Origin of the sequence: Janthinobacterium goodfellowi (assembly GCF_051380695.1) — a bacterium.
In the GTDB taxonomy this organism is placed as follows: Bacteria; Pseudomonadota; Gammaproteobacteria; order Burkholderiales; family Burkholderiaceae_D; genus Janthinobacterium.
In genome coordinates, this window is the sequence record NZ_JBNYXN010000010.1 from 173627 (window position 1) to 185305 (window position 11679).

Annotated in this window: 9 protein-coding genes; all 9 read left to right on the plus strand. The window is 64.7% G+C overall.

Annotated features, from left to right (window positions below; all coding sequences use genetic code 11):
• The first annotated feature begins 20 nt into the window (after window positions 1–20).
• Window positions 21–2195: an ABC transporter permease gene (locus ACQ4WQ_RS27910; protein ID WP_436501489.1), complete on the plus strand. Its 2175-nt coding sequence runs from the start codon at window positions 21–23 to the stop codon at window positions 2193–2195.
• Window positions 2192–3277 (plus strand): ABC transporter ATP-binding protein, encoded by a 1086-nt coding sequence (locus tag ACQ4WQ_RS27915; protein ID WP_121670419.1) that lies wholly within the window; start codon window positions 2192–2194, stop codon window positions 3275–3277. The genes ACQ4WQ_RS27910 and ACQ4WQ_RS27915 overlap by 4 nt, the downstream gene beginning before the upstream one ends.
• Entirely contained in the window at window positions 3274–4107 is an 834-nt protein-coding gene (locus ACQ4WQ_RS27920) for an inositol monophosphatase family protein (protein WP_076573113.1), read from the plus strand. Before ACQ4WQ_RS27915 ends, ACQ4WQ_RS27920 begins: the two co-directional genes overlap by 4 nt.
• A gap of 111 nt (window positions 4108–4218) precedes the next feature.
• Complete coding sequence (locus ACQ4WQ_RS27925) at window positions 4219–5313, plus strand: porin (RefSeq protein WP_436501492.1); 1095 nt, start codon at window positions 4219–4221, stop codon at window positions 5311–5313.
• Window positions 5314–5383: 70 nt separating this feature from the next.
• Entirely contained in the window at window positions 5384–6373 is a 990-nt protein-coding gene (gene iolG / locus ACQ4WQ_RS27930) for an inositol 2-dehydrogenase (RefSeq protein ID WP_436501494.1), read from the plus strand.
• A gap of 12 nt (window positions 6374–6385) precedes the next feature.
• Entirely contained in the window at window positions 6386–8332 is a 1947-nt protein-coding gene (locus tag ACQ4WQ_RS27935) for a bifunctional 5-dehydro-2-deoxygluconokinase/5-dehydro-2-deoxyphosphogluconate aldolase (RefSeq protein WP_436501496.1), read from the plus strand.
• A complete protein-coding gene (gene iolD / locus ACQ4WQ_RS27940) occupies window positions 8329–10161 on the plus strand; it encodes a 3D-(3,5/4)-trihydroxycyclohexane-1,2-dione acylhydrolase (decyclizing) (RefSeq protein WP_436501498.1) in 1833 nt (610 codons plus the stop codon). The genes ACQ4WQ_RS27935 and iolD overlap by 4 nt, the downstream gene beginning before the upstream one ends.
• Window position 10162: 1 nt before the next feature.
• Window positions 10163–11077 (plus strand): myo-inosose-2 dehydratase, encoded by a 915-nt coding sequence (gene iolE / locus ACQ4WQ_RS27945; RefSeq protein ID WP_436501500.1) that lies wholly within the window; start codon window positions 10163–10165, stop codon window positions 11075–11077.
• On the plus strand, window positions 11074–11679 hold a 606-nt coding region (gene iolB / locus ACQ4WQ_RS27950; RefSeq protein WP_436501502.1), incomplete at its 3' end, for a 5-deoxy-glucuronate isomerase. The genes iolE and iolB, both read left to right, overlap by 4 nt.

The following is an 11679-nucleotide window of genomic DNA, read 5'->3' on the forward strand; positions in this document are numbered from 1 at the left end:
CTTAGCTGGATAGAGACCTCATGAAAAAGATATTTTACGGCTGGCTGCTGGCCGCTTTGGCAGCGTTGTGCCTGTTGCCCTGGCAGCAGCAGGAAGCGGGACTGTTCGCCGGCGAATGGCTGCGCGACGGCCAGTTCTTCAGTGAACGTGGCGCGCCGGCCGTGCTGCACGTACTGTCGTTCGGCGCCTGGCCGCTGGGCGTGTTCTTTGCCCTGATCGCCGCCAGCGCCGCGCTGGTGGCCGGCAATCCCCACCGCAAGACCCTGGGCCTGGGCCAGATCGCCCTCGGCGGCGCGGGCCTGCTGTGGCTGGCATGGCTGGGCTGGGGGCCGCTGGCCGCCGGCACCGGCCTCGGTTTCGGCGCGCTGCTGCTGGCGCTGTGCCTGCTGTTCCTGCTCACCTCGGGCGCCGCCGCCTGCGGCGTGTGCCGCGGCGACGCCTTCGTGGCCGGCGCCATCGGCCTCATCATCTGCCTCATCTCCCTGTTCGTGCTGTTCCCCGTCGCGCTGATCTTGGTGAGCGCCGGCCAGCCCATGGACGATGGCGGCACGGGCGCCGCCGCCCTGGCGCGCCGCCTGGCCGACCCCGGCATCTGGAGCCTCAATTGCGTGGCCGGTCCCGGCCGCTGCGGCGTGGCCTGGAACACCCTGGCGCTGGCCTTGCTGACGGGCGTATCGGCCACCTTCCTCGGTCTCGTGTTCGCCCTGCTGGTCACGCGCACGAATGGCCGCTGGGTACGCCCCATGCGCGCCATCACGATTCTCCCCATCGTCACGCCGCCGTTCGTGCTGGGCCTGGCCCTGATTTTGCTGTTCGGCCGCAACGGCGCCATCACGGGCCTCGTCGGCGACCTGTTTGGCGTCGAGCAAAGCCGCTGGCTGTACGGCATGACGGGCGTGTGGCTGTCGCAGATGCTGGCCTTTGCGCCGATCGCCTTCATGACATTGATCGGTGTGGTCGAAGGCGTTAGCCCCTCGCTGGAAGAAGCGTCGGGCACCCTGGGCGCCAGCAGCTGGCAAACCTTCGTCAAGGTCTCCTTGCCCTTGATGCGCCCCGGCATCGCCAACGCCTTCTTGCTGTGCTTTATCGAAAGCATGGCCGACTTCGGCAACCCGATGGTCTTGGGCGGCAACTTCCACGTGCTGTCGACGGAGATCTTCTTTTCCGTGGTGGGCGCCTCGAACGACCAGGGCCGCGCGGCGACGTTGGCCATCGTGCTGCTGACCTTTGCCGTGGGCGCCTTCTTCATCCAGAATCTGTGGCTGGGCAAGAAATCGTACGTGACGGTGACGGGCAAGGCCGACCACGGCGGCCACGCTTCGCTCAACCCGCGCCTGAAAACCACTTTGTGGACCATCGCCCTGCCATGGTTCGCCTTCACGGCCCTGATCTACGGCACGGTGGTGGCGGGCGGCTTCGTGAATAACTGGGGCCAGGACAATGCCTTCACCTTGCGCCATTACATCGACGCTTTCGGCATCACGGCGGGCGCTTCCGGCTGGCACTGGACGGGCCAGGCCTGGCCGTCGCTGTTCACCACCCTGACGATTTCGGCCATCGCCGCGCCCTTGACGGCCTTTGTCGGCATCCTCTCGGCCTGGCTGCTGGTGCGCCAGCAATTCGCCCTGAAGAGCGCGTTCGAGTTCGGCACCATGCTCAGCTTTGCCATTCCCGGCACCGTCATCGGCATCAGCTACATTCTGGCGTTCAACTCGGCGCCGATCGAGTTGACGGGCACGGCGACGATTCTGATCCTGTGCTTTGTCTTCCGCAACATGCCGATGGGCTTGCGCACGGGCATCGCCGCCATGCGCCAGCTCGACGGCAGCCTGGACGAGGCGTCGATCACCTTGGGCGCCAGCAGCTGGACCACCATGCGCAAGGTCATCCTGCCGCTGCTGCGCCCGGCCATCGCCTCGGCCCTCGTGTATGGCTTCGTGCGTTCGATCACGTCGATCTCGGCCGTCGTCTTCCTCGTCAGCGCCGATTACGACATGGCCACGTCCTACATCATCGGCCTGGTGTCGAACGGTAACTACGGCACGGCGATCGCCTATGCCACGGTGCTGATCGTCATCATCCTGCTGTGCATCCAATTGATCCATTTGCTGGTCGGCAAGCGCCGCCTTCGCCGCGTCAGCGCCGAAAAAACGCTGCCGGCCGCCGTTCCCAACCTGGAAAAGAGCTACGCATGAACCACTTTACTACCCAAGCAACAGAGCTTGCCGCGCTGGAATTCGATGGTGTTACCAAGCGCTACGGCAAGGCCCTGGCCGTGAACGATGTATCGTTCACGATCGCGCCGCGCACCATGGTCACCCTGCTGGGCCCCAGCGGCTGCGGCAAGACGTCCACCCTGCGCCTGATCGCGGGCCTGGAACGCGTCAGCGCCGGGCGCATCCTGCTGGCCGGCGAGGACGTCACCCTGACCTCCGCCGCCGAGCGCGACGTCAGCATGGTGTTCCAGTCGTATGCGCTGTTTCCGCACATGACGGTGCTCGACAACGTGTGCTACGGCTTGACCGTCTCGGGCGAGACCAAGCCGCGCGCCGTGGAACGGGCTCAGGAAAGCCTGCGCCTGGTGGGCCTGGCCGACTTTGCCGCGCGCTTCCCCAACGAGTTGTCGGGCGGCCAGCAGCAGCGCGTGGCCGTGGCACGTTCGCTGGTGCTGCAGCCCAAGGTCTTGCTGCTGGACGAGCCGCTGTCGAACCTCGACACGAAACTGCGCCGCCGCGTGCGCGACGAGATCCGCGACATCCAGGTCAAGCTGGGCTTGACGGCCGTGTACGTCACGCATGACCAGGAAGAGGCGCTGGCCATTTCCGACCAGATCATCGTGATGAACCGCCAGGTGATCGCGCAAAAGGGCACGCCGCACGAGCTGTTCGAGTCGCCGGCCGACAAGTTCGTCGCCGACTTCATCTGCAACGCGAACATCGTCGACGGCGTGATCGAATCGGTGGCCGACGGCAAGGCCGTCTGCGTCATGGGCAAGCTGCGGCTGCGCCTGCCATGTCGCAGCCAGCGCAGCGGCGAAGCGAGTTTCGCCGTGCGTCCGGAAGCGATCCTGCTGTCGCCCGCGCAGCCCGACAGCGCCATGGTGGTGCGCGTGGCGCGCGCCACTTACCTGGGACGCGAAATGCAATACACGCTCGAGACACCGGTGGGCGAACTGTTTGCCGTCTCGCATGACTTGAGCCAGGTTTTCACGCAAGGCACATCGGTCGCCATGACCGTACACGAACATGGCGCAGCCATCATTGGAGGACAAGCATGACAGATATGACACAGGCAGCGGTACTGGCCGACGCGGCGACCCTGGAACGCTATGCCTACGCCCGGCACATCATCGGCCAGGCGGGCGAGATCGCGCTGGGCATGTTCCAGCGCCGCACGGAACTGGTGATCGAGGAAAAGGGCTTGCAGGACATGGTCAGCATCGCCGACCGCATGGTGGAGGATTTCCTGCGCGCGCAGATCGCCGAGCGCTTCCCGGAAGACGCCGTGGTGGGCGAGGAGCGGGGCGGCGGCGCGTCCGACGCGCGCTGCGTGTGGGTCATCGATCCCATCGACGGCACGGCCTGTTTCGTCAACGGCATGCTGGCCTGGTGCGTGTCGATCGGCGTGCTGGTCGACGGCCAGCCCGCCATCGGCGCCGTGTATGACCCGAATGCGGACGAGCTGTTCCACGCCTGCCTGGGGCAGGGCGCGCATGTGACGGCGAAGGCCGGCGAAACGCGGCTGCGCATCAACGACGTGGCCAGCCTGCAGGGCGGCGTGCTGGGCGTGGGCTTTTCGCACCGCGTGGGCACCGATACCTTTTTACCGTTTCTGCTCGACGTGCTGGAAGAGGGCGGCATGTTCATCCGCAACGGTTCCGGCGCGCTGATGATCGCCTACGTGGCGGCCGGGCGCCTGATCGGCTATTTCGAGCCGCACATCAATTCCTGGGATTGCCTGGCGGGCATCGTGCTCGTCAACGAGGCGGGCGGGCGCTGCAATGATTTCCTGGCCGATAACGGCCTGGAAAAGGGCAACCCCATCCTGGTGGGCGGCCCCCGCTTGTATCCGCAACTGGCGGCGCTGGCCTTGCCGCGCTGTACCTGAACACATTGACTGGAAAGGGAGGGCAGGCGTCCGGCGAGGGACGCATGTAGTGGTAACACGCTGTTGAGCATCATGAGTAATCCACCACCATAAAAACAAGCAGGAGACAAAATGAAAAACGGGATGAGCACCATGCAGTTGAACAAGATCGCCGCCGTACTGTTGCTGGTCGCGCCAGGCTGCGTGCTGGCCGAATCGAGCGTCGTCGTGTACGGCCGCATCCACGCGGGCTTCGACCGTATCGAAACGTCGAGCTCGGCCACGGCGCCGAATGGCGAGTCGGTGTCGCGCGTGTCGGACAATTCCTCGAAGATCGGCTTCCGGGGAAGAGAAGACTTAGGCAATGGCAACACGGCCTTCTTCCAGATCGAAGGCAATGCCAAGCTCGACGATGGCACGGGTGCCATCAATAGCAAGGATACCTTTGTCGGGCTGGAAAACCCCGCCTATGGCCGCATCGCGCTGGGCCGCTTCGCCACGCCGATCCGCCAGATCAACGGCTACACCAACCGTTTCGTGGGCGAAGGCATCCAGGATGACGCCAATATTTCGCAGCTGGGCGGCGAAGGCTTCAACCGCCGCAGTTCGAACGCCGTCAGCTATCGCACGCCCGTGGTGCAGGGATTCAGCGCCACGATTTACCGCGCCAGCGAAAACGAGGCATCGAACGGCGACCGCATCTATTCGGGCATCGTGCAATACGTAAACGGTCCCGTGAAGGGCGCCGTCGGCTATGAAAAGCACAAGGACTTGCGTCCCGGCTTCAGCGAAAAGATGTTCCGCGCCGTAGGCAATTACAACTTCGGCGGCGGCGACGTGGGCGTGGCCTGGAACCGCATGGTGTATGACGTGGCCGGCGGCGACTTGCAGCGCGACTACTTCACCATCACGGGTGCCTACAAGGCGGGCGGCGGTGCCTTCATCGGCCGTTTCGGCGTGGCAGGCGACGTGTCGGGCAGCGCGCCCAACGGCAGCAGCGTGACCATCAAGGCGACCACCCTGGTGCGCGGCGACGACAGCGGCGCCAAGCAGGCGACCCTGGGCTACGAGTATTACTTGTCCAAGCGCAGCACCGTGTATGCCTACTACACGCAAACCAATAATGACAAGAACGCCAACTACACGTTTGGCGGCAATGCCTTCGCCGCCACCAAGAAGGGTGCCAAGCTCAGCGGTGTAATGCTGGGCGTCATCCACCTGTTTTAACTTTTTTAGCCCGGTTTTGCACACGTGTGCATTTCCGGGCCAAGCGATACCGACTATCAAGGAGATGGAAATGATTCAAGTGGCATTGTTCGGCGCCGGGCGCATCGGCCGCATTCATGCCGGCAATCTGGTACGCCAGCCTGGCGTGCGCCTGAAATACGTGGTCGACGTGCATGCGGGCGCGGCGGCGGAAGTGGCGGCCCTGCATGGCGCCAGCGTCGCCAGCGTGGACACTGTGCTGGCCGACCCGGCAGTCAAGGCCGTGCTGATCGCGTCGAGTACGGATACGCATGCGGACCTGATCGTGCGCGCGGCCGCCGCCGGCAAGGCCATCTTTTGCGAAAAGCCCGTCGACCTGACCCTGGAGCGCGCGCGCGCCGCCGCCGCTGCCGTCAAGGACGCGGGCGTGCTGTGCATGATTGGCTTCCAGCGCCGCTATGACCCCACGTTTGCCGCCGTCAAGCAGCGCATCGCAGCGGGCGAGATCGGCACGCCCGAGTTGCTCATCGTCACCAGCCGCGATCCGGGCCCGCCGCCCGTCAGCTATATCCAGGTCTCGGGCGGCATCTTCAAGGATATGCTGATCCACGATTTCGACATCTTCCGCTGGATACTCGACGATGAAGCCGTCAGCGTGCATGCCACGGGCAGCTGCCTCGTCGACCCGGCCATCGGCGCGGCGGGCGACCTCGATTGCACGGCTGTGACCATCCGCACGGCGAAGGGACGTTTGTGCCAGATCAACACCACGCGCCGCGCCGCCTACGGCTACGACCAGCGCTTCGAAGTGCTGGGCAGCGCCGGCATGCTGCAGGCGGGCAACCACAAGCCGACGGAAGTGACGGCCTATGGCACCGTGAACGTCAGCGTGGACAAGCCGGAAGATTTTTTCCTGGAACGCTACCGCGCCGCCTACGCCAGCGAAATGGCGCACTTTTTCGACGCCTTTGCCAATGGCGCAGCGCTGCGCACCACCGTCCACGATGGCTTGAAGGCGCTGGAACTGGCCGAAGCGGCCACCGTGTCGTGGCGCGAGCAGCGCATCGTGCAACTGTCATAAGGAAACAATGCCATGAAGAATACGACTGAATTTGCCCAGGGCCGCGCGCTCGACGTGATCTGCCTGGGCCGCCTGGCGGTGGACCTGTACGCGCAGCAGATCGGCAGCACCCTGGAAGACGCGACGAGCTTTGCCAAATACCTGGGCGGCTCGTCGGCGAATATCGCCTTCGGCACGGCCCGGCTGGGCTTGAAGTCGGCCATGCTGTCGAAAGTGGGCGACGACCACATGGGCCGTTTCCTCACCGACACCTTGGCGCATGAGGGCTGCGACGTCAGCCACGTCGGCATCGACCGCGAGCGGCTCACCGCCCTCGTCATGCTGGGCATCAAGGACAAGAACACCTTCCCGCTGATCTTTTATCGCGAAAATTGCGCCGACATGGCCATCGACGCATCGTCGGTGGATGCGGCCTTCATTGCCTCGAGCAAAGCGCTCTTGATCACCGGCACGCATTTCTCGACTAGCGCCATGCACGCCGTCAGCACGCAGGCATTGCAACTGGCGCGTGCCAATAAGGTGCGCACCGTGCTCGACATCGATTACCGGCCCGTGCTGTGGGGTTTGTCGGGCAAGGCGGACGGCGAAACGCGGTTCGTCTCGAACGACGGCGTGACCAGCCATTTGCAGGCGATCCTGCCGCAGTTCGACCTGATCGTTGGCACGGAAGAGGAATTCATGATCGCCGGCGGCGGCGCGGACATCATGGCGTCCTTGCGCGCCGTGCGGGCCGTGAGCAGTGCAACCCTGGTGGTCAAGCGCGGGCCGCTGGGCTGCGCCGTCATCGAGGCGGCCATTCCTGCCGGTCTCGATGCGGCATTCAACTATCAGGGCGTGCGCGTGGAAGTATTGAACGTGCTCGGTGCGGGCGACGCTTTCCTGTCGGGCTTCCTGAAAGGCTGGCTGCGCGGCGAGGATTACGAGGCGTGCTGCCGCTATGCGAACGGCTGCGGCGCCCTCGTCGTGTCGCGCCACGGCTGCGCGCCAGCCATGCCATCGCCCGTCGAGCTCGACTATTTCCTGGCCAACGCGGCCAAACTGACCCGTCCTGACCAGGATGCCACCCTGGCGCGCCTGCACCGCACGACGGTGGCGCGCAAGCAGTGGAATGAACTGTGCGTATTTGCGTTCGATCATCGCACGCAATTCTTTGAGCTGGCCCAGCAGGGCGTGAGCGACGAAGCGCGGATTTCAAAGCTCAAGCAACTGTTCGTGCAAGCCGTAGGCCAGACGGAGGGGGCGCGCGGCTTGCAGGGCGGCACGGGCGTGCTGATCGATGACCGCTATGGCGTCGACGCGCTCAACGATGCCACGGGGCGCGGCTGGTGGATCGGCCGTCCCGTGGAATTGCCGGGCTCGAACCCGCTGCAGTTCGACTGGGGCCGTTCGCTGGCGTCGCGCTTGACGCAGTGGCCGAAGGAGCACGTGATCAAGTGCCTGGTGCAGCTGCATCCCGACGATACGCCGGAAAACCGGCTGGAACAGGAAGCGCAAATCAAGGGCTTGTACGACGCCGCGCAAATCACGGGCCATGAATTGCTGCTGGAAATTATTCCTGCCAAGTCGCTGCCCCAGCACGACGATACCGTGTATCGCGCCGTCAAGCGCCTGTACAACCTGGGCATCTACCCCGAATGGTGGAAACTGGAAAGCATGTCGGCCCAGCAATGGCAAGCCATCGATGCCCTGGTGCACGAGCGCGATCCGTATTGCCGTGGCGTCGTCCTGCTGGGCTTGAACGCGCCCATCGATGCGCTGGCGGCCAGTTTCGAGCAAGCCAGTGCCAGCACCACGTGCCGGGGCTTCATGGTGGGCCGCACCATCTTCCAGGAACCGAGCCGCCGCTGGCTGGCTGGCGAACTCGACGATGCGGGCCTGATCGCCGCCGTGCGCGCCAACTTCGAGCAGCTGATTGTCCTGTGGCAGCGCACGCGCAACCGCCTGGAGCGTGCGGCATGACCACCACTACGATCCGTTTGACCATGGCGCAAGCGCTGGTGCGCTACCTGTCGGCCTTGCGCACCGAGGAGGGCCAGCCTTTGTTCGGCGGCGCCTTCGCCATCTTTGGCCACGGCAACGTGGCCGGCATGGGCGAGGCGCTGTACCAATACAAGGATGTGTTCCCCACCTACCGCGCCCATAACGAACAGGCGATGGCGCACTCGGCCATCGCCTATGCGAAAGCGCACATGCGCCGGCGCATGCTGGCCGTCACCAGCTCCATCGGGCCGGGCGCCACCAACCTGCTGACGGCGGCTGCCTTGGCGCACGTGAATCGCCTGCCCGTCTTGCTCCTGCCCGGCGACGTGTTCGTCTCGCGCGCACCGGACCCGGTCTTGCAGCAGCTGGAAGATGCTTCTGACGGCAGCGTCTCGGTGAATGACGCTTTTAAACCTTTATCGCGCTATTTCGACCGCATCGTCTATCCGGAGCAATTGCTGACGGCCTTGCCGCGCGCGATCGCCGCCTTGACGGACCCGGCCGCCTGCGGCCCCGTCACCTTGTCCCTGCCGCAGGATGTGCAGACGATGGCGTATGACTATCCGGCCGACTTTTTCGAACCGAGAGTCGTGCGTTTCCGCGCCGTGCCGCCCGTCGAGCAGGAACTGGAAGAGGCCGCGTTGCTGTTGAAAAATGCAAAACAGCCGTTGATCGTCGCCGGTGGCGGCGTGCTGTACGGCCAGGCCGGCGCCGCCTTGCGGGCGTTTGCCGAACGGCACGGCATTCCCGTGGCGGAAACCCAGGCCGGCAAGAGCAGCTTGCCGTGGGACCATCCCTTGCAGCTGGGCGCCATCGGCGTCACCGGCTCGCCCGCCGCGAATGCGCTGGCGGCGCAGGCCGACGTGGTGCTGGCCGTCGGCACGCGCCTGCAGGATTTCACGACGGGGTCCAACTCCCTGTTTGCGCAGGCGCAATTGCTCAGCCTGAACGTCAACAGCTTTGACGCGCTGAAACGCCGGGGCCTGGGCCTGCAGGCGGACGCGACCCTCGGCTTGCAGGGCCTGTCGCGGCGGCTTGCTACCTGGCACAGCGCGGGCCAGTGGCTGGAGCGCGCGCAGCAGGCGGCGCATGCCTGGCGCGCCACCGTGCTGGCCATTACCGGCAAACGCGAGGTGGCCGGCTTGCCGTACGACGGCGAAGTCATCGGCGCCGTGCAGCGCTCGGCAACGGATTCTACTGTGCGCGACATCGTCGTCTGCGCGGCCGGTACCTTGCCGGCCGAGCTGCATAAACTGTGGAGAACATCGACGCCGGGCGGCTACCACATGGAATACGGCTACTCGTGCATGGGCTATGAAATCGCCGGCGGCCTGGGCGTCAAGATGGCCAAACCGGAAGCCGAAGTCATCGTCATGGTGGGCGACGGCAGCTATCTGATGATGAATTCGGAAATCGCCACCTCCGTCATGCTGGACAAAAAACTCATCATCGTCGTGCTCGACAACCGGGGCTATGGCTGCATCAACCGCCTGCAGCAGGCCTGCGGCAATGCCTCGTTCAACAATATGCTGCCCGACAGCGCCCCGCGCATCGACTTCGCCCTGCATGCGCAATCGCTGGGCGCGCTGTCCGAACATGTGGGCTCGATTGCCGAACTGGAACAAGCGATGCTGCGTGCCCGGGCAGCTTCCCGCACCTACCTGATCTGCATCGACACGGACGACACGCGCACGACGCAAGAGGGCGGCTGCTGGTGGGAAGTGGCCGTACCGGAAGTGTCCACTCAGTCCGGCGTGCAAGCTGCGCGCGCCCGTTATGAAAACGATCGCCTGAAACAAAGGAATTGAAATGACTACCTGGAATGTACGTATCGGCATCAACCCGATCTCGTGGATGAACGACGATTTACCGAGCCTGGGCGGCGAAACGCCGCTGGAAACGGCGCTGAAGGAAGGCGCCGAGATCGGCTATGTGGGTTTTGAACTGGGCAACAAGTTTCCCAAGGATGCCCCGTCCCTGAACGCCGTGCTGGGCAAGTATGGCCTGGCGTGCGTCTCCGGCTGGTATTCGGGACGGCTGGCGCACCGCTCGGTGGAAGAAGAGATCGCCTCCGTCGGCCCGCACTTGCGGCTGCTGGCCGACAGCGGCGCCAGCGTCATGGTGTATGGCGAAGTGGCCGACGCCATCCAGGGCGAAGCGCGCCCCTTGTATAAACGTCCGCGTTTCCAGTCGCAGCAGCAATGGCAGGACTACGCCGATAAACTCACGGTGTTTGCGCAGCACTTGCTGGCGCACGGCGTGCGCCTGGCCTACCACCACCACATGGGCGCCTACGTGGAAACGCCGGCCGACGTGGATCAATTGATGGCCCTGACGGGTCCCGAGGTCGGCTTACTGTTCGACACCGGCCACATCACCTTCGCCGGCGGCGACGCGCTGGCGGTACTGAATAAACATATCGATCGCATCTGCCACGTGCATTGCAAGGACGTGCGCCCGAACGTGGTGAAACTGGCCCGCAATGGCCACTGGAGTTTTTTGCAGGCGGTGATCAATGGCGCCTTCAGCGTACCGGGCGACGGCTGCATCGATTTCCCCGCCATTTTGACGCGCTTGTATCTGCACGGCTACGAAGGCTGGCTGGTGGTGGAGGCGGAGCAGGACCCGGCCGTCGCCCCCAGCTATCAGTATGCGAAGATGGGCCACGATTACCTGGCAAATCTCGTCGCGGCGATCCCGCGCCTGGGTCGGGAGGCGGCATGAGCCCGCTGCTGGTGAAAGCCAAGTCCGGTTCTACCATCGTCGAGGTGACACCGGCATCGGCCGGCTGGACGCATGTGGGCTTTGCCGCGCACAGGTTGCAAGCGGGCGAACACATCAGCCTGGAGACGGGCAAGCGCGAGCTGTGCCTCGTCGTGCTGACGGGCACGGTCACGGTGCGGGCGGGCGATCACGTCTGGGAAGCCATCGGCAAGCGCACCAGCGTCTTCGAGGATGTCTCGCCCTACGCCGTGTATGTGCCGCTGGAAACCACGGTGCGCATCACGGCCGTGAACGCCGCCGAGGTCGCCCTGTGCAGCGCGCCGGCCACGACGCACCGTCCGGCGCGCCTGATCGAGCCGAGTGCCATGACGCGCTCCGTGCGCGGCAAGGGCGCCAATACCCGCTATGTGTGCGACATCCTGCCGCAGACGGCCGAGGCGGACGGCTTGCTGGTGGTGGAAGTCGTCACGCCGTCCGGCCACTCGTCGAGCTATCCGCCCCATAAACACGACAGCGACAATATTCCGCTGGAAAGCTCGCTCGAGGAAACGTATTACCACCGCCTGAATCCCGAACAGGGTTTTGCGTATCAACGGGTCTAC

Excerpts from the sequence above, each read along its gene's own strand:
- ACQ4WQ_RS27910 (WP_436501489.1), top strand. The coding sequence starts at position 21 with ATGAAAAAGATATTTTACGGCTGGCTGCTGGCCGCTTTGGCAGCGTTG.
- ACQ4WQ_RS27915 (WP_121670419.1), top strand. The coding sequence starts at position 2,192 with ATGAACCACTTTACTACCCAAGCAACAGAGCTTGCCGCGCTGGAATTC.
- ACQ4WQ_RS27920 (WP_076573113.1), top strand. The coding sequence starts at position 3,274 with ATGACAGATATGACACAGGCAGCGGTACTGGCCGACGCGGCGACCCTG.
- ACQ4WQ_RS27925 (WP_436501492.1), top strand. The coding sequence starts at position 4,219 with ATGAAAAACGGGATGAGCACCATGCAGTTGAACAAGATCGCCGCCGTA.
- iolG (WP_436501494.1), top strand. The coding sequence starts at position 5,384 with ATGATTCAAGTGGCATTGTTCGGCGCCGGGCGCATCGGCCGCATTCAT.
- ACQ4WQ_RS27935 (WP_436501496.1), top strand. The coding sequence starts at position 6,386 with ATGAAGAATACGACTGAATTTGCCCAGGGCCGCGCGCTCGACGTGATC.
- iolD (WP_436501498.1), top strand. The coding sequence starts at position 8,329 with ATGACCACCACTACGATCCGTTTGACCATGGCGCAAGCGCTGGTGCGC.
- iolE (WP_436501500.1), top strand. The coding sequence starts at position 10,163 with ATGACTACCTGGAATGTACGTATCGGCATCAACCCGATCTCGTGGATG.